This window comes from Peribacillus sp. YIM B13481 (assembly GCF_042787985.1).
Taxonomy (GTDB): Bacteria; Bacillota; Bacilli; order Bacillales; family DSM-1321; genus Peribacillus; species Peribacillus simplex_A.
Genome location: NZ_JBHZPE010000007.1, coordinates 37409 through 58230 on the forward strand (window position 1 = coordinate 37409; position 20822 = coordinate 58230).

Annotated in this window: 23 protein-coding genes and 1 pseudogene; 16 read left to right on the forward strand and 8 right to left on the reverse strand. The window is 40.3% G+C overall.

All coding sequences use genetic code 11. From position 1 onward, the window contains the following. Positions 1-37 precede the first annotated feature (37 nt). Both ACFX4X_RS06730 and ACFX4X_RS06735 read right to left on the reverse strand, forming a co-directional pair. Positions 38-655: a hypothetical protein gene (locus ACFX4X_RS06730; RefSeq protein WP_377382623.1), complete on the reverse strand. Its 618-nt coding sequence runs from the start codon at positions 653-655 to the stop codon at positions 38-40. Between the two features lie 197 nt (positions 656-852). Continuing rightward, positions 853-1029, reverse strand: a complete 177-nt coding sequence (locus ACFX4X_RS06735) for a YkvS family protein (protein WP_064505160.1) — start codon at positions 1027-1029, stop codon at positions 853-855. 445 nt (positions 1030-1474) lie between these two features. Here ACFX4X_RS06735 and ACFX4X_RS06740 point away from each other — a divergent pair, with 445 nt between their 5' ends. Beyond that, positions 1475-1669, forward strand: a complete 195-nt coding sequence (locus ACFX4X_RS06740) for a hypothetical protein (RefSeq protein ID WP_061462231.1) — start codon at positions 1475-1477, stop codon at positions 1667-1669. 44 nt (positions 1670-1713) lie between these two features. Here the strand turns inward: ACFX4X_RS06740 and ACFX4X_RS06745 are convergent, their stop codons facing one another. After that, positions 1714-2208, reverse strand: coding sequence for a sigma-70 family RNA polymerase sigma factor (locus ACFX4X_RS06745; RefSeq protein ID WP_176431871.1), 495 nt, complete (start codon positions 2206-2208; stop codon positions 1714-1716). Positions 2209-2836: 628 nt separating this feature from the next. Further along, positions 2837-3661 carry a thermonuclease family protein gene (locus ACFX4X_RS06750; protein ID WP_377382625.1) on the reverse strand — a complete coding sequence of 275 codons (825 nt, stop codon included), beginning with the start codon at positions 3659-3661 and terminating at the stop codon, positions 2837-2839. A 185-nt stretch (positions 3662-3846) separates the two neighbouring features. Between ACFX4X_RS06750 and ACFX4X_RS06755 the strand changes: the two genes are divergently transcribed. The 7 genes from ACFX4X_RS06755 (at position 3847) to ACFX4X_RS06785 (ending at position 9900) form a co-directional block, all read left to right on the forward strand. After that, positions 3847-4479: an ABC transporter ATP-binding protein gene (locus ACFX4X_RS06755; protein WP_377382627.1), complete on the forward strand. Its 633-nt coding sequence runs from the start codon at positions 3847-3849 to the stop codon at positions 4477-4479. Further along, on the forward strand, positions 4479-5264 hold the full coding sequence (locus ACFX4X_RS06760) for an ABC transporter permease (RefSeq protein WP_377382629.1): 786 nt from the start codon (positions 4479-4481) through the stop codon (positions 5262-5264). The genes ACFX4X_RS06755 and ACFX4X_RS06760 overlap by 1 nt, the downstream gene beginning before the upstream one ends. Positions 5265-5472: 208 nt before the next feature. Beyond that, entirely contained in the window at positions 5473-5739 is a 267-nt protein-coding gene (locus ACFX4X_RS06765; protein ID WP_061462235.1) for a phosphocarrier protein HPr, read from the forward strand. Then, complete coding sequence (ptsP, locus tag ACFX4X_RS06770; protein ID WP_377382631.1) at positions 5739-7457, forward strand: phosphoenolpyruvate--protein phosphotransferase; 1719 nt, start codon at positions 5739-5741, stop codon at positions 7455-7457. The genes ACFX4X_RS06765 and ptsP overlap by 1 nt, the downstream gene beginning before the upstream one ends. A 317-nt stretch (positions 7458-7774) precedes the next feature. Further along, positions 7775-8560 carry an SDR family oxidoreductase gene (locus ACFX4X_RS06775; RefSeq protein WP_061462237.1) on the forward strand — a complete coding sequence of 262 codons (786 nt, stop codon included), beginning with the start codon at positions 7775-7777 and terminating at the stop codon, positions 8558-8560. Between the two features lie 6 nt (positions 8561-8566). Beyond that, positions 8567-9469, forward strand: a complete 903-nt coding sequence (locus tag ACFX4X_RS06780) for an NAD(P)-dependent oxidoreductase (RefSeq protein ID WP_284471359.1) — start codon at positions 8567-8569, stop codon at positions 9467-9469. A gap of 65 nt (positions 9470-9534) precedes the next feature. Further along, complete coding sequence (locus ACFX4X_RS06785) at positions 9535-9900, forward strand: hypothetical protein (protein ID WP_061462238.1); 366 nt, start codon at positions 9535-9537, stop codon at positions 9898-9900. Between the two features lie 102 nt (positions 9901-10002). On the opposite strand, the gene ACFX4X_RS06790 is transcribed toward ACFX4X_RS06785, so the two are convergent. After that, positions 10003-11145 (reverse strand): aminotransferase A, encoded by a 1143-nt coding sequence (locus ACFX4X_RS06790; RefSeq protein WP_377382633.1) that lies wholly within the window; start codon positions 11143-11145, stop codon positions 10003-10005. A 158-nt stretch (positions 11146-11303) separates the two neighbouring features. Here ACFX4X_RS06790 and corA point away from each other — a divergent pair, with 158 nt between their 5' ends. The 3 genes and pseudogenes from corA (at position 11304) to ACFX4X_RS06805 (ending at position 13924) form a co-directional block, all read left to right on the forward strand. Further along, the gene (gene corA, locus ACFX4X_RS06795; protein ID WP_284471357.1) at positions 11304-12278 is read left to right on the forward strand and encodes a magnesium/cobalt transporter CorA; all 975 of its coding nucleotides are present in this window, start codon (positions 11304-11306) and stop codon (positions 12276-12278) included. Between the two features lie 240 nt (positions 12279-12518). Continuing rightward, the gene (locus tag ACFX4X_RS06800; RefSeq protein ID WP_377382635.1) at positions 12519-12776 is read left to right on the forward strand and encodes an RDD family protein; all 258 of its coding nucleotides are present in this window, start codon (positions 12519-12521) and stop codon (positions 12774-12776) included. A gap of 244 nt (positions 12777-13020) precedes the next feature. Then, positions 13021-13924: pseudogene (locus ACFX4X_RS06805) on the forward strand (chemotaxis protein). A gap of 62 nt (positions 13925-13986) precedes the next feature. Here ACFX4X_RS06805 and ACFX4X_RS06810 read toward each other — a convergent pair. Together ACFX4X_RS06810 and ACFX4X_RS06815 are read right to left on the reverse strand one after the other, a co-directional pair. Next, positions 13987-14493 (reverse strand): YkyB family protein, encoded by a 507-nt coding sequence (locus ACFX4X_RS06810; RefSeq protein WP_061462243.1) that lies wholly within the window; start codon positions 14491-14493, stop codon positions 13987-13989. Between the two features lie 282 nt (positions 14494-14775). Further along, entirely contained in the window at positions 14776-15123 is a 348-nt protein-coding gene (locus ACFX4X_RS06815; RefSeq protein WP_375166246.1) for a hypothetical protein, read from the reverse strand. 117 nt (positions 15124-15240) lie between these two features. Here ACFX4X_RS06815 and ACFX4X_RS06820 point away from each other — a divergent pair, with 117 nt between their 5' ends. Next, positions 15241-15621 (forward strand): fluoride efflux transporter FluC, encoded by a 381-nt coding sequence (locus tag ACFX4X_RS06820; RefSeq protein ID WP_061462244.1) that lies wholly within the window; start codon positions 15241-15243, stop codon positions 15619-15621. Continuing rightward, complete coding sequence (crcB, locus tag ACFX4X_RS06825) at positions 15618-15980, forward strand: fluoride efflux transporter CrcB (protein WP_284471355.1); 363 nt, start codon at positions 15618-15620, stop codon at positions 15978-15980. Before ACFX4X_RS06820 ends, crcB begins: the two co-directional genes overlap by 4 nt. A 169-nt stretch (positions 15981-16149) precedes the next feature. Here the strand turns inward: crcB and ACFX4X_RS06830 are convergent, their stop codons facing one another. Continuing rightward, positions 16150-17013 carry a metallophosphoesterase gene (locus tag ACFX4X_RS06830; RefSeq protein WP_061462246.1) on the reverse strand — a complete coding sequence of 288 codons (864 nt, stop codon included), beginning with the start codon at positions 17011-17013 and terminating at the stop codon, positions 16150-16152. A 163-nt stretch (positions 17014-17176) separates the two neighbouring features. On the opposite strand from ACFX4X_RS06830, the gene ACFX4X_RS06835 reads away from it, so the two are divergent. The 3 genes from ACFX4X_RS06835 (at position 17177) to ACFX4X_RS06845 (ending at position 20730) form a co-directional block, all read left to right on the forward strand. Continuing rightward, positions 17177-19033, forward strand: coding sequence for an SLC13 family permease (locus tag ACFX4X_RS06835; protein ID WP_377382638.1), 1857 nt, complete (start codon positions 17177-17179; stop codon positions 19031-19033). 188 nt (positions 19034-19221) lie between these two features. Continuing rightward, a complete protein-coding gene (locus tag ACFX4X_RS06840) occupies positions 19222-20427 on the forward strand; it encodes an EAL domain-containing protein (protein ID WP_284471353.1) in 1206 nt (401 codons plus the stop codon). A 75-nt stretch (positions 20428-20502) separates the two neighbouring features. Next, positions 20503-20730 carry a hypothetical protein gene (locus ACFX4X_RS06845; RefSeq protein WP_284471352.1) on the forward strand — a complete coding sequence of 76 codons (228 nt, stop codon included), beginning with the start codon at positions 20503-20505 and terminating at the stop codon, positions 20728-20730. Positions 20731-20822: the final 92 nt, after the last annotated feature.

Consider the following 20822-nt stretch of genomic DNA (forward strand, 5'->3'; position numbering starts at 1 on the left):
CAAGATATTTGCCCTCCGTCCCAGGGGAAATGGGGGTTCATCCTTTCATAAGCGTCTTAGCCATTTCTAGAAAAGCATCCCGGAAATCCATATCTTTTTTCGTGAAAATAGTTAAGCGGACGGGTGCTTTCTCATCCTTGAGCAATATGGAAGTGATCACATCATCCCCACTTTCGACTTCAAATCCCGCGCCGTTCTCTATATCAAGTGCCGGATCCCTAATCGTTTTTGAATGGCTTTTCAGCTGGGTATGAACATTTTCTTCCACCTCATCCCAATTGACATCCGCTGTCAACAATTCGATTCTCATATAAATGGAGTCATCTTCAGTCAGGAAAATAATATCCTTTCCAGGTTCTTCGGCACTTAATTTAAATTGTTGCAAAACATAGAGGCTGAACGGTTGATTATCACTTCTTTTTAAGAACGCTGTTTTTTCTATTGCTTTCCCATTACTTGTATATTGCAGGTTTTGCTCCATCAGTCTTACTTTGTTGTTGTTTCCGTCATGGCCACCTTGAGAAGAATTGCTTTCGTTCTCCTCGTTTACTGAATCTCCCTGTGGCCCATCTGCATTTTTGTCTGTGGTCATACCGCAGCCAGTCAGCAAAGCGGCGAATGCGGCACAGCCAATAGAACGTGCCCAACTAGTCATTTCTTTTCCCTCATCTCTCTGATAGAAATAAAAATTCATATAATAGATATCCCCGCAATCACAAATGCAGGACCTTTAATGAAATAGACGGTATGGAGTGAATATTGTTACAAAAAAGCAGGAGAATGAATTGGCATGCTTCTAAAAAGTGAAAACGGAATGGTCATTAAGAAACCATCCCGTTTGTTTACATTGACTTATCCTATGATTTTATAATTTTTATGGTTGACGACGGTCTTCTGTTCAAGTTCCAAATCACGATAATTTTCCATATACGTGACGTCCACGATTACTGAGTTCTCGTTCACTTTCTCGACGATTCCTTTTAAGCCTTCTCTAAATTCAATGATATTTCCAACTTCCGCTTTCTTCATGGTTATCATCCTTTCCCATTTCGTTTCCAATGATCAAACTATGGAGTAATTGGATTATTCGAACATCTTGCCGTTTAGATATTGACGTGGGGAGTGCAAGTAAGAGATTAGATTCTCTTCTGTCGGTACAGTAAGCTAAACTGTTAAAGGAGGTGCAATTCTTGTATGGAGCAGTTGTAATGATGTGGCATAATTTGGTATATCTTGAGAGCGCAGTTATGCATACCAGTATGTAATCCTATGTACAAAAAATGCCAAACATTTTACATTATGATATTTTACTATACAGTTTGCACTATTTTAAAGCATTCGTAAAGAATAATGTAGCAAGAGGGCCTTAAAAAATTCCGATTTATATTAAGCGGCATGTTTATGATAAAATGAAAACGGAATTTCTCCTGTATGAATATGGATAGAACATTTGATAATTAAGGAGGATAATATTATGAATGCTGAAGAAGCAAAAGATGTACTCGATAAACTGGCAAATCGGGAAATGGATGAATTCAGGATAACAAAGGAAGAATTTTTAGCTTTTCGTGAGGTTCTTGTAAAAAGGGACGACTTTAAACATTTTCGGGGGAATGCTCAACATAACGGTGTGATAATTTATACGTATTTAGAAGAAGCGAGAAGTTAATGCCCGGATATATTGGGGTGGCTCATGACTGGGCCACCCTATTATTATTTACAGTGGAAAATCATTTGCTTCCTTAATTTAATTAAAGTGGACTTTCTCCACGATTTTACAGATGCTGTAGTGACTTGATATAACTCAGCAATTTCAGTCACTGTTTTATTCTTCAGGTAGGTTTGCAAAAGCCAGCGTTGCTGATTCAATGTCAAGCCTTCAGTATAGTGTAAGATGCTTTCGATGGCGAAGGCCTCTTCGTGCATTGAAAAAGGATCTTTAATCTCTAGTATGGTGGAATCAAATGGTTTGCTGTGGGCTTCATATTTATGATGATGCTTCAATTCATTCAGGATTTTGCCTTTGATTACTGTGTAGGCATAGTTAGAGAATTGTCCGTATTCCTCATTGAAACTTCTAAATGAATCCCATAAAGCAATCAATCCTACTTGAAAATATTCTTCCTTATTTTTATAGATGGAAAGTGAACGGATAATATGATGGATCATAGGGGTGAATTCAGTCTTTAGAGCTGAGAAATCATCCATTAAGCAGCTACCTTTAGAAAGCGCACTTTCAGTATTCCCGGGTCCTTCTACCATAAATGATCCGTTAGGCTATTGCGAAATGGCATAACGGAAAAATGTATGGGATGAAAAGTGGGTTATCAGGCGTGAACCAGAAACTAAATTGAAAGGAAAAGGGAGATTCGGGAGTATTGAAAGTGTTTTGAGCGTGGGGATGATCAAAAGAAAAACACATCCGGATAGTGGATGTGCCAATTCTTCTTCGAAAGATTTTAAGTTCTTTAATGGTGACTCCTTCTCGTTTTCATTTTCGTTCAAGTTAAACCTATATTCATATGAAGATGATGTGCTTTTCTTTTACAGATACTTTTCCTCGCAAGCATCATTTAGTATAAACGTCAGCAATAGCTCAAAGTCTCCGTTCACATGGATAACACTGGGTTACTCCACGGAGGCTGATATCGAGAACGGGCATGTCCCATTTTGGCTTTCATTATCTATATTGGGTACTTTTATTATTTTGAAAAAAACCAGGAAGTGGGGGAGAAAAGCTGACAAGCTTCATTCCTGTTGTATTTCATTATGTATCCCCCTGAACATTTCTATTGCAATTTCCAAAGTAGGCATATTGATAAAACCATTATTTTTGTTAACTCTGCGATTTTCGGAATCCAGCATCCTGTGCGTCATGCTCGGTACAAAACATTTCTTCTGGTTTAGTTATTTCGTAATATTGGCCCGAAGGAATGTGATATATTTTATTGCCTTTAGAATTTATATTGCCTTTAATTTTTGGGTTACTGCAAGATGAGTTCACAGTGGTTTTTTCCTCTGATTTTTCCCCGGGCTTCGAATCATCAAACCCTCTTGAAGTTGCATAGTTTTCAATTGACCATATACCGATTTCGTCTTTTTGGGCTTGTTTCTGAATATCTTCAAATTCATCAAGATATTTAGTGTTCGGTGCATATACATAGGCTACCCTGGCCAGTCCTTTTTCAAGCAGGAGCTTATTCACCATTTTTCCATCAACATAAAAATAGGCAAGCAGCCGGCCGTATTTATCTCTTTCACCAATGCCGGTTTCTACTTCCACTTTAGAACCAGCAGGCATTAAATCCTTGGTGAACTTGCTTGCTTCAGGTCCAAAAGGCTGAACGGGCTTGGAAGGGTGCACGGTTTCCGGGGTATCTACCAAAAGGAGCCTGACCGTTTCTTCATTTCCGTTAGTCATTTTGATTTTTACTGTATCTCCGTCAACAACCCTGACGATCTTGGCTGTGAATGTCTTGCCTTTTTCTTCTTTGGAAGAATCCGTTTTGGATTGGATGTCTTCATTTACCAACGAATCATCCTGTTTGGATTCATTAATCAGGTTATCTGATGCGGCCTGGCAGCCAGACAAAGAGATCAGGCAAATGGCAGTAAGGAAAAAAACATACAGATAAGAATGTAAAAAGGAATTTTTGTTCATGATAAGTTCCTCCATTTCAAAGGTGTTTTCCATGTCCGTCATGGATATATTCGGCAGGAATAATACTAACCTATAAAAAAGGGAAAGAAAATGAAAAATCATAAAAATTTTTACATGGATCGCTACTCCCTATCATGATAGTTTCTTATAATGATAGGGTGGAATATGAGAGGCAGGCGTGAAAAATGATGTTTAGGCTTGAAAATATTAGGTATAAAGGGATTCTGCATATTGATGAGTTGGAAATATCCGCTTGTGTGGTTACTTGTTTGACTGGGGAAAGCGGAGCAGGAAAAACCTCATTGCTCCGATTATTGAACAGGATGGATGACCCGGATAGCGGTTCGATCTATTATCAAGATCAGTTGCTGGATAAATTCAACCCAATAGAGCTCCGGCGTAAAGTCACAATGCTGTCTCAGACATCGTTCACTTTACCCGGAACGATTGAAGAAAATCTCCAGCTGGGCCTGGAATTGACAGAACGGAAAAAAAAGGAAAAATCCGAATTGGTGAAGGCGCTTGAAACCGTCGAGTTACAGAAGTCATTAGACGAGGGAACGGAGAATCTTTCTGGCGGGGAGAAACAGAGGCTCGCACTGGCGAGGTTACTTTTATTGAAACCCGAAGTGTATTTACTGGATGAGCCGACAGCAGCTCTTGATGAGGAAACCGAACTGAGGATCATGAGCCGATTTTTAGAAGAAGTAAAACGGGAAAAAGGAACGGTCATCATGATAACGCATTCAAAACAACTAGCGGACATCTGTGCTGAAAAGATGATCGTCCTGAAAAAGGTGAAGGGGAGTGACTATTAATGGAGGGGAATGGGATAATAGATATTGAGTTCTGGCGTCTTTGTGCGGCCTACTTCTTTGTTGTAGTTCTGCTCATTATCGTGAAATGGCGAGGGATTTCAAGGGAAAAGCAAATCATTCTAGCCACGATACGGATGACGGTCCAACTCATTCTTGCCGGTTACGTTTTGACATATATCTTTGAAAATCCCCACCCTTTACTTTCTATAGGGTTTCTATGTGCAATGGCTCTGTTCTCCATCCATAATATTTTTAAGCAAGTGCCCTATACGCTTAATGAGAAAATCAAAAGGATGGTTATCCTAAGTATGTTGACAGGTCCCATGGCCGCCCTGTTTTATTTTAATCTGGTCGTGATCCATTTCACGCCTTGGTATGAGCCAAGGTATTTCATTCCAATAGCAGGGATGATCGTGGGGAATGCGATGACTGGAGTGACATTAGCGCTTAAAAACCTCCATGATGGGATTAGCAGTAATCGCGAAAAGGTAGAAGCGATGTTAATGCTTGGAGCGACACCGGCGAGGGCCGTGAAGAAATATGTGGATGCTGCATTCGATTCGGCCGTACTCCCAACTTTGAACAATATGCTCGGAATGGGGATTATTTTCCTTCCCGGAATGATGACAGGGCAAATCCTGTCGGGGATAAGCCCGCTCATCGCAATTGAATACCAGATTGCCATACTTATTGGGATTCTCGGGAGTGTTTCATTAACAGTTGTCCTTTTCATTATGCTGAGTTTCAGAGCTTTTTTCACCAAAAATGCACAGCTGTCCATTTAATCATTGAAGAATCTGAAAAGTAATAGTTGCAGTTCTATCTATATTTTTGTACTATTTTTTAGGTACCAGATAGTTTTGGTTTGTTTGTTGGGAATGATAATGCTATTCTGATAAGGAAAAGGGTTTTTTCATTTCTTTCCTGATTGGATAGAGAAAATCCCTTACATAACCTAATTTTTTTAATTTATCTTAAAGGAGATTGATTTATATGGTAGAAAAAACATTTACAGTAACTGCAGAAACAGGAATTCATGCTCGTCCGGCTACATTGCTTGTACAAGCTGCAGGAAAATTCGATTCAGAAATAAACCTTTCTTATAAAGAGAAAAAAGTGAACCTTAAGTCCATTATGGGTGTAATGTCACTAGGAATTGGCAAAGGGGCAGAGATTACGATTTCTGCTGAAGGAAGCGATGAAAATGATGCACTGAACACACTTGCTGAAACATTGAACAGAGAAGGATTAGCAGAATAATGTCCACTTTGATTAGTGGAATAGCAGCTTCAAACGGAATAGCCATCGCTAAAGCCTACCGGCTGACTGAGCCAGATCTATCGATTGAAAAAAGAAGCATAGAAGATGTCGGGGCCGAAATATCCCGTTTTAAGGATGCTATTCAAAAGTCAACAGTTGAATTGGAGATAATCAGGGATAAAGCCGAAAAGGACTTAGGGGCCGATAAGGCCGCTATTTTTGACGCGCACCTGCTTGTTTTGGCTGATCCGGAACTTATAACTCCAATTCAGGATAAAATACAATCAGAAAACGTCAACGCTGAGTTCTCCTTAAATGAAACCGCAAGCATGTTCATTACGATGTTTGAACAAATGGATAATGAATACATGAAGGAACGTGCAGCAGATATCCGAGACGTCACCAAACGGGTATTGTCACATCTTTTAGGTGTTCATATTCCAAATCCAAGCATGATTGCTGAAGAAGTGATCATCATTGCGGAGGATTTGACTCCATCCGATACAGCACAGTTGAATCCGGCTTACGTCAAAGGTTTTACGACCGATATCGGTGGACGTACATCCCATTCAGCCATAATGGCGCGTTCATTGGAAATTCCAGCAGTCGTTGGGACAAAGTCAGTAACCTCGTCCATCGAAAATGGTGACTTGGTCATTATTGACGGGTTAAAAGGTGAAGTGCACATCAACCCTACTCCTGAACTTGTAAAACGCTACGAAGAGGACCAGGAAGCCTATGCTTTGCAAAAGGCTGAGTGGGCGAAACTGGTCCATGAACAAACGGTTACAAAAGATGGACATCATGTGGAATTGGCTGCAAATATTGGTACGCCGAAAGATCTAGAAGGCGTTCATCGAAATGGCGGTGAAGGCATCGGGTTATACCGTACGGAATTTCTTTATATGGGCAGAAATGACTTTCCAAGTGAAGAAGAACAGTTCGAAGCATACAAAGCGGTGCTGGAAGGAATGTCAGGAAAGTCTGTAGTCGTCAGAACGCTTGACATAGGCGGAGACAAGGAGTTGCCGTATTTAGAGCTTCCTAAGGAAATGAATCCTTTCCTTGGATACCGAGCGATTCGCCTCTGCTTAAATGAGCAGGAGATTTTCCGGACACAGCTCCGTGCCCTGCTTCGTGCAAGCATCTACGGAAATTTGAAAATCATGTTCCCAATGATTGCGACACTAGGCGAATTCCGCGAAGCAAAAGCCGTCTTGGCTGAAGTTAGACAGGAATTGCTTGATAATGGTGTTCAAGTTGCTGAAAAAATTGAAGTCGGAATTATGGTTGAAATCCCTTCAACTGCAGTAATGGCTGATATATTTGCTAAGGAAGTCGATTTCTTCAGCATAGGTACCAATGACTTGATTCAGTATACGATGGCCGCTGACCGAATGAATGAGAGAGTATCTTATTTATACCAACCATATAATCCAGCGATTTTACGCCTGGTTAAAATGGTTATAGATGCAGCTCATAAAGAAGGGAAATGGGCCGGAATGTGCGGTGAGATGGCTGGAGATGAAGTGGCCATCCCGGTCTTGATCGGAATGGGCCTTGATGAATTCTCAATGAGTGCCACTTCTATTTTAAAAGCACGTTCTTTAATCAGCCAACTTTCACTTGAAGAGATGAAAAAACTATCTCAAGAAGTTTTAGTGCTGGATACGAATGATAATGTGAAAGAAGCGGTAATTAACGCTTTGAAGCAATAAATAATGACAAACGGCACCCCATCCCCTTCGGTTGGGGTGCTGTCCTGTAATTTTTCTTAAATCTTTTTAGAAAGAATGTTTATTGCAACAAAATGGGGGTAAATAAGAAGCAAGCACAGTTGTTTGGCTCTATTAGGGCAGCTGACATTCTCATTTCCCCCTTTGTCGCCGGTTGGTTAATCCAACCGGCAGTTTTTTTGAGTTTTTCCAAGGGAAATAAAAAAACACGGGAATGATTATTCAAATTTTTCACTTTTCGATTATGACGATATAATGGAATTATAATTTATTTATTGAAAATGGAGGATTGATAGTATATGGAACTACATTTGAAAAAGAAAAATGCTTTGATTTTAGCTTCAAGCCAAGGTTTGGGGAAGGCGATGGCAGCTGAACTGGTTAAAGAAGGAGCAAATGTCATGATAGCCAGCCGTGATGGAGAAAAGCTTGCCGCCGTCCAAAGGGAATTATCACAGCTTGGGGCGGGTAAAGTGGCTTATATGGCAACGGATATAACAAAAGCTGAAGATATTAAAAGCCTGGTTGAGCGAACAGCTGAGGAGTTCGGCGGTATCGACATTCTTATTAATAACGCCGGAGGTCCTCCCGGTGGTTCATTTTCAGATTTCAATGATGAAGAATGGCAACAATCCTTTGAACTTAATTTATTAAGCTTCATCAGGACGATCCGTGAGAGCTTGCCGCATCTAAAAAAACAGGGCGGAAAAATTGTTAATATTGCATCTTCATCCATTAAGGAGCCTATTCCAGGATTGATATTATCGAATACATTCCGCACCGCAATCGTGGGATTGTCAAAGACGCTTGCTTCCGAGTTAGCTCCAGACGGGATTTTGATCAATACAGTTGGTCCTGGAAGAATTGCAACAGACCGCATTCAGCACCTTGATAAAATGAATGCAGAGAAACAAGGTGTCACTCCCGAGAAAATAACTGAACAATCCATAAATAAAATCCCTCTTGCCCGTTACGGGGAACCCGAGGAATTTGCTAAGTTCGTTACTTTCCTTGTTTCAGGTGCGAATACATATTTAACCGGCCAGTCCTATTTGGTTGACGGGGGAATGATAAAGTCCATTTAAGGTTTTTTGAAACAAAATGATTGGGAGGAATTTGCAGTGACGAAATCAAACGAAGTTATCGGATTCATAGGTTTAGGAGTTATGGGAAAAAGCATGGCCGTAAATCTACTAAAGGCAGGGTTTGAGGTATTTGTTTATACCAGGACGAAAGAGAAGGCAAGTGAATTGCTTTCACAGGGCGCGAAGTGGGCATCTTCACCTAAGGAAATAGCACAGTTAGCTAATGTGATCATTTCCATGGTAGGATACCCTAGCGATGTGGAAGAAATTTATTTTGGAGAAAATGGGCTTATCGAGAATGGGAAAAAAGGAACCCATTTAATCGATATGACGACCTCCACTCCATCCTTGGCCATGAGAATATCAGAGGAAGCCAAGAAAAGAGGAATGCAATCATTGGATGCACCGGTTTCCGGAGGAGACATCGGTGCTCGTGATGCGAAGCTTACGATCATGGTGGGCGGGGATAGTGAGGCATTTGAAGCGGTGCGGCCCATTTTTGATATTATTGGCAGCAATGTTGTACATCAAGGCCCAGCTGGGTCAGGACAGCATACGAAAATGTGCAATCAAATCGCCATTGCATCTAATATGATCGGAGTAACTGAAGCGATTTCTTATGCCAAAAAGGCGGGATTGGATCCAGACCGGGTTCTAAGAAGCATATCATCGGGTTCTGCCGGTAGCTGGTCACTGTCCAACCTTGTGCCGCGAATGGTCAAAGGGGATTTTGAACCAGGTTTTTATATCAAGCATTTTATTAAGGATATGAAGATTGCACTTGACGAAGCGGAAAGAATGGGAATGGAGGCCCCTGGATTAAGCCTGAGCAAATCCCTATATGAGGGGCTGGCAGAAGCTGGCGAGGAAAATAGCGGTACCCAGGCATTATATAAACACTATAATTAAGTGCTAGTATTTCTTTTTCATGAATAAGCTGATAGCGACAGCCTTTATAAAAAGGAGCGATCGATATGGGCGAATTCGATGATATCAACATGAAATTCCAGGAATTAGAAGATGGTCGATATATTGTCAGGATTGAAGGTTATAAACGCGAAAAAACCATTCACCAAACAAAGCCCATTCGTTGGGATCTGAAATTAATGAATGAAAGTCCGCTAATCTTGCCGGTGAAATTCAGTCATATTGAAACGAATGCCGGTTTCCAGATCCTGATGCGCGAATTGAAAAGTTTAGGTCTTTCTAAGCCGCGCTCCGCAAAGGAATTTGAAGAAGTGATGGCTGACTTACTCGGTTCCATCGTTGAAGTGAGCCTTACCACGACAAATAAAGAAGAAGGATATCGGGAAATTCGTTTTTTACGGAGATTGTATTAGTTGTCCCGCCTGGTGAAAAACCATCAGTAGCCTGAAATCTTTGAGAATAGGAAAGTGGCCCTCAATCATTCCATTGAAGGCCACTTTTTTTGTCCGAGTCGCTCAAGATAAAAATGCTTCTATACGGTCCAAAGCCTTTTCCAGTGTTTCCATGGAATAGGCATAGGAAATCCTAAAGTACCCTTCCCCAAGTGGAGAGAAAGCGTCACCAGGGACTACCGCCACTCTTTCCTGTTTGACAAGATTGAGGCAAAAGTCAATGGAAGAGGTATAGCCCTCAGGCAGCTTTATAAAGAAGTAAAAGGCACCATTTGGTTTGACTATTTCCAGTTTCATCGCTTGTAATCGACTGTATACGTATTCCCGTCTCCGTGCATACTCGGTCTTCATGGGAATGGCATCATCCTTACCTGCCGTCAATGCAGCCAAGGCAGCTCTCTGCGATATGGAGGAGGCACAAGTCACATTGTATTGATGGACCTTCAGAATATGCTGAGAGATGGCTACTGGCGCAAACAGAAGGCCAATTCTCCACCCGGTCATGGAATGGGACTTGGATAAACCGTTCAGGACGATGGTTTGTTCTTTTAAGAAAGTGGCAATCGATACATGTTCCTGATCGAATACAAGTTCACTGTATATCTCATCAGCCAATATGAAGATGTCCTTGCCCTTTACAAGTTCGGCAATGTCCAATAATTCTTCGGCAGACAATGTTACCCCAGTCGGATTCGATGGATATGGAAGAACGATGCAACGAGTTTGATCAGTTATGTACTTTTCAATTATATCTGCAGTCAAACGAAATCCATTTTTTGTTGTATCGGCGTAAATGGGTGTTGCACCGCACATTTTGATGATAGGTTCGTATCCTGGATATACCGGCCCTGGTAATATGACTTCGTTCCCTGGAATGAGAATCGTTCGAAAGGTAATGTCAATGCCCTCGCTGGCACCTGAGGTCACGATGACTTCATTCGCTGGATCATAATCAAGCTTGTATTTATCCTTTACATATTCAGAGGCAGCTTCCCTTAATTCCAGATAACCGGCATTGTGAGTATAAACAGTATAATCATTATCGACGGCTTTTTTTGCCGCTTCTTTTATATGCATTGGAGTGGGAAAGTCAGGCTGTCCTATCGTTAAGGAAATGGTGCCTTCGATATCAGCGACCATATTGTAGAATTTACGGATCCCTGATATTTGAACGTCTTTTACTAAAGGGTTTATTAAATGTTCCATGATGAATATCCTCCCTTTTCATACTTCATGAGATTATGTACTATGTTTGACGGATTCATTCTATTTTATCATTTAGTTTGGATGGGGGAGAAATACTTTTTGAGATTATTGAATTAAAGGTATAATGAATGATAAGAAAATTTTGAGGGTTGATACATATGATAAGGACTTGTGCAATTACTACTAACCAAGAAATCAGTTTCGGTTTACCTCTATCAGAAATGAATAATCCGGATATCGAGTGGTATTGGGTGGATTTTTCCAATCCCACAAACAATGAAATCAAACTTTTATCCAGTCATTTTCACTTTCATCCGCTGGCAATTGAAGACTGCCTGGATGATTTTAACCAACGTCCCAAAATGGATTTTTATGAGGACTACCAATTTCTTGTAATACATGCTCTCAGGCAAAAGATCTTTAGAGCGGTTGAATTGGATATGTTCGTTGGAGAAAAATGGATAGTCACTTTTCATAAGGAAGAAATGCTTGAACTTGAAAAGGTCTGGGAAGAGATTTCTGACAATAAAATGTTGAAGCATGGTCCCTTTTTCTTGATGCACAGGATAATTGACAGGATTGTTGATGAATTTTTCCCTCCCGTCTATAAAATAGAAGGCGAGTTGGGTAGCATTGAGGACAATACTGAAAATGAAACGATAAACGATTTGATGGATCAGCTATTCGATTTACGTACGGATATGTCCAGGCTCCGTCGTACCATATTACCGATGCGTGATTTATTGTACAGGATGATTTCATCAGAGCGCCTGAATTACTTAAAAGACCAGCACCTATATTTTAATGATGTGTATGATCATCTTCTTAAATTAACTGAAATGCTGGAATCCTATAGGGATTTCTCCTCCGATATCCGGGATAGTTATTTGTCGGTGAACTCTAATAATATGAATTCAACGATGATGACATTGACTGTAATCACTACCATTTTCATGCCGCTGACCTTCATAGTAGGCGTATATGGGATGAATTTTAAGTATATGCCGGAATTGAATTGGCACTATGGCTATTTCCTCATCCTTGGAATGATGGGCGGAATTGCCTTGATGATGTTTTTATTCTTTGTTAAAAAAGGTTGGCTCAATCCAAGGAAAAGGTCACGAAAGAGCTGAAAATACCCAACTGACCTGTTAGTTATATGATGGGAAAAATACCGAATTTATGAGTGCTAGGTGTTGAAATGGAAGTTTCGGCTGTTGACAGTCCAGAGAAAAGCGGGCTGTATGCTGGATTTTGGTTACGCTTTGGCGCGAATATCATTGATGGAATTATAATAGGAATCCCTACTGGAATCTTATCGGTTTTTATGAGTATTTTTTTGAGTGGAGCCGATGGAATTAGAGGAAAAGACAATGGATCCTTTATTTTTATCCATGCTTAGCTTTCTTTATTATAGTTTGTTGCATTCCTCTAAATGGAAAGGGAGTGTCGGTAAAATACTCCAGAATATTAAAGTGACGGATTTATATGGAGAACGAATCGGGTTTGGAAGGGCTGCAGGGCGTTATTTTGCGACGATCCTATCAGGTATGATCTTTTATATTGGTTATATCATGGCAGCGTTTACGTCGAAGAAACAGGCACTTCACGATATGATTGCGGAACGGTAATGGTAAAAAAATGAGCTGGGTAAAAAGGGGACCTGTATGGGTCCCTTTTTTGTTTGGCCTTAATAGATAAACACATCTTGATCCTTTTTTATCATTGCGCTAAACAAAAGACAAAATTAACCGAATTATTAGGTATGTGTTGATAATAAAAAAACATGATAGGTCCATGTAACTGACAAGCAGGATTTTTATGCTGTTTAAAAGATTTAGGGAATTATAAAAAGTAAGAGAAGGGCGAGATGAAATGGAAACTAATAAAGGGATATTACTGGAAAGTGGTACAAATGAGCTGGAGATAGTGGAATTCGGCATCGGTAAGAATAAATTCGGCATTAACGTAATTAAGGTGAAAGAAATCATTAATCATGTTCCTATCACGCTTGTACCTCATTCCCATCCAAATGTGGAGGGGATCATTGAGCTTCGCGAAGAAGTCCTGCCGGTTGTGAATGTAGCGGATGCTTTAGGATTTCCGCCATCTGAAACTCCTGAGCAGGATAAATTCATAGTCGCTGAATTCAATCAGCAAAAAGTGGTTTTCCATGTTCATACAGTAACGCAGATCCATCGTATTTCCTGGTCTCAAATAGAGAAGCCTTCGGATATGTATCAAGGGCTTGAAAGTCAGATTATCGGAGTAATAAAATTAAAAAGCGAATTGTTACTGTTACTCGATTTTGAAAAAATAGTGGTCGAAATCAATCCGGAATCGGGAATAAACATCCAGCAGGTTAAAAAGCTCGGTAGCCGACAAAACTCAGATAAAAATCCTGATTGCAGAAGATTCTCCATTACTGAGAAAGCTGCTTTTTGATACATTGTCGGAAGCAGGATTCAAGTACTTGGAGTTTTATGAAAATGGACTTGATGCAATTAATTATCTGGAGAATTTGATTGATTCAGGAAAAGTGGTCGAAAAAGAAGTGCAACTTGTGATTACCGATATTGAGATGCCCCAAATGGATGGTCATCATTTGACTAAAAGAATAAAGGAAAGCGGTGAACTCGCATTATTGCCGGTGATTATTTTCTCTTCCTTGATTACGGACAGCCTGCGTCATAAAGGGCAGGTCGTAGGGGCTGACGCCCAAATCAGCAAACCCGAAATTGCTGAGCTAATAAAATTGATAGACAGGTTTATATTATAAATGTGAAAACGGGCCGATGAGGCATTACCTCACGGCCCGTTTGATTTATCCGGAATTCATACTTAATACTTGGAACCTTTTCCTAAAAAGGAGGATGGGAATGGGTTGTGAAAAGGTTGCTTGACCGACCCACGCCCGTAAGCCCTTTTCTCGGTATTGGTTGGGGTCGGTTGTTTTTCACCTGCTTGTCCAACGTAAGATTGCAGGATTTGTTTGGCCTTGGATAATGACAACGCAGCTTTAGGATTACGTATGGATGCTGCCCGGCTGCCGAGGTGGGGTAGTTTTTTCAAATCTTCCTTAGTGGGAGGCAGATGAAAAACATATGATCCGCATTCGACAATCACGTCGGATTGTTGTGCTGCAAAGCGAGGGTTATCAGAGAAATGAAGTCCAATCTTCTTCGCTTTTCCTTCTTGCATAAGCTTGCTTAATGCGAGCCGTTTCAAATTATATAAATTTTTAGGCTCCAACGCAGTTTTTGCGTGCTTATTAACAATAAACACGGCTTGGGCAAGGGAGTTAATCGAAAACTCATCCCTTTCAGAATGTCCTTTCGTTTGGTTCATTATGGAAACTCCTTTTCTTAATAAGGTTAGAAGGGCATTGCAGACTCCTTCAATAAAAACCTGTTTTTATAATGGGTGAAATATAGACGTGTGCCAATAAGGCAAGAAATAGTTAAAAATTAATGCATGTACATCTCTAGGCTATGACAATCATTTCCCAACACTTTACCATCTATGCATTTCATATTATACCACTTCAAAATATATAAGGAAGTAAAATTCAATCGGATGCCTTTTAAGCTAAGAAAAAGAAGGCGTTTAATGACGCCTTCTGTCCAATCCTTATCTAGTGTATATATTGATATTTTCGGATACTCCAGCCTGTGCGCCGAATTGTTGTTGCTGGTAGCCCTGAAAACCTTGATAAGCAGGGTAAGCAGGGTAAGGAGGGTAAGCGGGTGGAAATGGGGGAGGATATGGAGCGTAGACTGGTGGACGGTTATTGAATAGCAACGGTCCAATTGCCAATCCTGCAACAAAAGCTACAGGCGCCAATAGAGGAAAGAAAGGAAAGAAGCGCTCGTCATTCCAATATTCAGGTCCATATTCATTCCCATATGCATTTCTGTATTCGTTCTGTAGCATCATGGTTTGTGGATAGTGGTAGTAAGGAAAATGCTGTACTTGCATAATTAGCCTCCTTTTCTCTAATTCTTTACATAGTATGGATTTTTTTTAGAAAAGAGCCTGTTTCATCTTAATCTGTTATAATGAATCTACTTGTGAGAAAAATTTGGGGTGACTGTAATGGATCGGTTAAAAAGCTTTATTGCCGTCGGTTTCGGCGGAGCAGCGGGAGCGTTATTGCGTTATTGCGTAATCTTGACCACTGCCCATTCCTTCTTCCCGTTTGGAACCCTCTTAATAAATATAGTAGGCAGCTTTTTACTTGGTATGATAAGTGGCTATTTCGCCTCAAAAAAGAAATCGTATGTTTTTTTGGCTCTGGGAAGCGGGTTTTGCGGCGGTTTCACCACGATGTCCACGTTTTCCCAAGAAATGGTGAATCTATTACAGACTTCTCTGCCATTTGCAGGACTGTATCTTGTGTCCACGCTTTTATTTGGTTTGGTCGCCGGTTTCCTCGGACTGTGCCTTTCTAATATAAGGAGAGGTGAGACCTTATGATAGAAGTTTTTTCAGTTTTTATAGGAGGCTTTTTTGGAGCATCCTCTAGATATGTCTTACAGATTATTTTTAATAGGCTATTGCCAGGTGGCTCAATACCCATTAGTATTTTACTGATTAACCTTATAGGATCTTTCGGTTTAGGAATGGCATTTCCACAGAAAGAAAGCTGGGCTTTATCTTTACAAGTTTTCATTACAATAGGTTTCTTAGGAGCTTTTACGACCTTTTCCACATTCAGTATGGAAACACTAGAACTTATTAGAAAACACCGTTATATAGATGGTCTTATCTATATAACGGTGTCGGTTATAGGTTGTATCGGAACTTTCCTGTGTGGCTACTTAAGCATGTTATGATTTTATGCCGCTTACCTATGTTGCTGGTAAAAAAAACCTGGTTTTCTCAGATATACATCTAATGCTATAATTCATAAGAATACATTACAAATGATTTATGGAACAAGTTGTTTTAGTCGCACAGGTTTTGTTAATAAGTCTGGCGGTTTTCCCCTGTGTTTTTTTCTTATCATTTTTCGGCCTGGAATTCGTAAACCGTCAACTCAGGACGCGAAAGAAAACGATAAGGGAGTCGGGTAGTGCCAAGCCCTCTATTAACATGTAACGTTAACGAATCGATTTCATACGTGCCTTCTCGGTACTTTTCAGCGTATGGGGGAGTTACAAGGGCTCCGGCAAAGGGAATTTGTACTTGGCCCCCATGACTGTGACCGCTTATTTGATATTGGATGTCGTAAGTCCTTGATATGTCGGCAAGGTCAGGAGCATGCGAAAGCATAATGGTGAACACTTCTTCTGGAATGCCTGAAAGGGCTTTTTCAAAATCCGGTTTTCCAAGCATAGCATCATCAACCCCGGCAATGAATATTTCTTCTGCCGTTAATAAGGTAATCTTAGTCGAGGTATTTTGCAGCATGGTAAAATGAGATTTGTTCATGATATCGCTGTAAATTTCCGAGCCATATCCCCCATGATCATGGTTGCCATAGATGCTGAATTTTCCAAGCGGCGCTTTGAGCTGATTCAAAACAGGAGGGATTTTCTGTTGAGCCTTGTATTTATTAGGCTGGTCCATTAAATCTCCTGTAAATAAAATAACATCCGGGTCGAGTTGGTTTATCTTATTGACAATTGCTTGTAAATCTTTAAGCTGAAATTGAAAACCTAAATGAGTATCACTGAATTGGACCATTTTCATGCCATGGAAACCTTCAGGGATAAGGGGATGTCGAATGATTTTATGCTTGGTTTCTAACCATTTCGGCTCCAAATTATGGGCATAATAGCTGCCGCCAATACCTAAACCGGTTAAGGTAGCCAATGTACCAAGGCTTTTTTTTAAAAATGTTCTTCTGGATATGGGTTTATTCAAATTAATCAACCTATCTAATATAAAAATGTTACTTCCTCATACTAACAAACAATATTCATAAAATGAAGAAAATATCTTCTGTACGCACATGAAAAACATGTAAACTGGGGTTTAATGAAACCGTATCCGGTTTGAAATTGAACATCTATACGGAGGTAACATGATGACCGAACCAATGTTTATTACACTGATTATACTTCTATGCGCCATTGCGCTTTTTATACAAGGAAAATTCCGCGCAGATTTAATTGCACTTAGTGGACTTTCCATACTTGGTTTACTGGGGATACTTACATTGGATGAGCTAGTGGCCGGGTTTGCGAATCAAGCGGTGATCATGCTGGCTGGGCTATTTATCGTCGGTGCCGGCCTTTTAAATACAGGAATCGTGGAAAAGGCAGGAAATAAGTTGTTAGGTTTATGCGGGGGCAGTGAATGGAAATCGCTGCTTATCGTCATGCTTACAGCTGGAATATTAAGTGCGTTTTTAAGTGGAACGGGCATTGTTTCCATACTGCTTCCGCTCGTTATGAGCATGGCTTTACAACAAAAAACAAGTCCGACAAGGTATTTATTGCCCCTTGCCTATGCAAGCAGTATTGGCGGACTATTAACACTTACCGGTACACCCTCCAATATGGTCGTTGCTGATGTATTACGGCAAAACGGAATAGGAACATTATCATTTTTTGACTTTACACCAGTGGGCTTAATCGCTTTTGCAGCAGGATTATTGTTCATGTTGACACTTGGGCGCCTGTTACTACCCGAGAAAACGATTGCCGCGAACAATAGTGTCAAGGGACTGTCAGCAGGGGAGCTTGCCGGCATGTACAAAGTGTATGACCGATTGCATTATCTGCATATACCCGCTACTTCCGATATTGTTGGGGAAAGGCTGTCAGACCTTCAGCTTCCTATCCAGTATGAATTGACTTTGATTGAAATTCAGCGGAAGCCAAAGGATAAGCAATTGCCGCTGTTGCAAAGACAGCTGACGATTCCAGCCAGAGCGGATGAAGTTCTTCATCCTGAAGATATCATTTTGGTGTTTGGGGAAGAAGAAGCAGTTGAGAGATTGGCACTTAACTATGAACTGGAGTTTAAGCATTTCAATACCGAACAAATAAAAAAACATTTTCTAAGCAGTAGATTTGGATTGACGGAAATATTGATCGTTCCGAATTCGGATTATGAAAACCAGACCTTGATAGATGTGCATTTTCGTGAGAAATACCAATGTAATGTGCTGGCAATCAATCGGAATGGTGAATATATTCAAGCGGATGTCGGTACGGAACGTCTGAAACCGGGGGATGCAATCCTGATACATGGAGAATGGGAGAACATTGAGAGGATATCCTCGGATTTACAGGATGTCATCGTTATTGGCAGTACTTCGGAAGATGGCTCTCCGGTCAACTCCAAAGGTAAAACATGGATTGCCTTGGGCATCACTGCATTGATGGTCATTCTTTTATCGATGGAGTCAATCCCTGCTGTGCTATCAGTATTGACGGCCGCATTGTTGATGGTAATCACTGGCTGTGTCCGTTCGATGGAAGATGCTTACCAAAAGATTAACTGGGAACCTGTTCTATTGATCGCCGCCATGTACGGAATAACGGCAGCATTGGATAATACGGGTGGAGTAAGAATGATAAGTGATTGGCTGGCCGTTCTATTCAGTAATATCGGGGCACATGGCATATTAGCTTTCTTTTACCTCCTGACACTTATCCTAAGCCAATTCATCCCGTATGGAGCAGCGACGGTAATCATGACGCCCATTGCCCTGACGTCTGCAGTGAATCAAGGAATCGATCCTCTTCCTGTATTTTTATGCCTTGCAGTTGCAGGCAGTTTGGCGTTATCCACGCCTAGGGTTGCCACTACAAATGCGCTTGTCATGACAGCAGGTGATTACAAGTATAAGGACTTTATCGTGATCGGGATATCCATACAGATCTTCATTGGCGTTATCATGGTGATCACCATCCCATGGTTCTTCCCTTTTTAATTAGGCATTAAGGCATTGTTCGATTTATGAACAATGCCTTTTCGACGAAGAATCGTTTAGTTTCATTCAAAAGTCATGACTGAAAAAAGAGTTATGTTGTAGGAATTAAAATTAAATATTATCAATTCTAGAAACTAATGGTATAATTTTTGCATATTGGTGTTTCGTAATTAGGGGGAAGATGCATCATGGATACAGAAAAAATATTGAAGAATTTAGACAGGGTGACACCATTCTTTCAACCGATTTTCAGTGCAGATCAACATCAGGTAATCGGATATGAAATTTTAGGGCGCTATGAGGAACAATCAGAATATAAAAGCCTTGGCTCTTTTTTTCACGATTCTGCAGTGCCGGAAGAGTATAGGGTGGAAGTGGATAATTACGTTCTTGAAATAGCCTTGGAAAGAATAAAAGACTATGGTGAAGATTTTCTTATCTTTATTAACAGAGATCCAAATTTGCTTATGCTGGATCATGGCGAAGAATTCATGGAGATTTTACATCGTCATTTTCAACCGGAGGAAATGCACCGGATTGTGCTGGAATTATCAGACACGATCAGTCCGGAAAACTTAGACCCTTTGCAGCATGTGCTCGCTTATTTTAAAACATATGGGATTAAGATAGCTCTCGATCATTTAGGACAAGACACGCAATTGGACCGAATTGCACAAATTTCTCCTAATATTTTAAAAGTTAACCTGGACCAGCTTCGCATATCAGGTGGAGATGCCTATCAGGTCATACTGTTTTCTCTAAGCATGCTTGCGCGAAAAATAGGCGCCAATCTACTATTTGAGAACATTGAGTCTGAATACCAGCTTCGCTTTGCATGGAAAAACGGTGGACGATATTATCAAGGGTATTTTTTGGCGAAACCGGAAGGTGAGTTCATCAATAAGGATTTACTGCGTGAAAAATTCCATCAAGAATGTCAGTCCTTCATTTCACTTGAGACCAAGAAGCTTGAAGCCGTTTATCAAAAGACTTCGCAATTCAACGAAAATATGCAAGGCTTCTTAAAACAGCAAAAGCGAGTTGGCTCCCATGAAGATTTTCTTCGTAGTTTGGCGAAAAAATTGGATTACATATGTTTTCGGCTTTATATTTGTGATGAAGAGGGGTATCAAAAATCACCCAATATCCTCCATAAGGACGGGCAATGGTTAGTACAACCCAAATATATGAATAAAAATTGGAGCTGGAGACCTTATTTTCTCGAAAACATCGTAAAGATGCGTAATGAGAAGAAAGGAATTTTATCCGATTTATACAGTGATATCGAAACGGGAGAAACCATCCGGACCTTTTCATATCCCCTGAATGATAAGGAATATATTTTCTTTGATCTTTCTTATAGTTATTTATATGAAAATGAAGCCCTTTTATAGAAAAACGGTTCATGTATATAATCGCTTGAAGTGTGTAACGATAAGCAGAAATGATGCACTTGGAGGAGACATATTTTGAGCACGTACATCTGGATTTTAATCATAGTCGTTACAGTCATGGCGTTATATCTGCTCTTTTATACTTATTCTGTAGCAAGGGCACAGAAAGTGAAAGCCAGATATGATTCGACTATTGATGATTCGGTTAAAGAACATCCGTATTTAAAGAACCCAGTATTCGTTTCCCTTTTTGTCGGGACGGTTTTGGTTGCCGGTTTTATTTTTTACTATGCTTTTCAATAATTGTAAGAGGGAGATTTCGATTTCATGAAATCTTCTTTTTTTATTGTGAAGGAATGGGCAATGGTATCAAGGTATCCCGGAGAATTTGATTT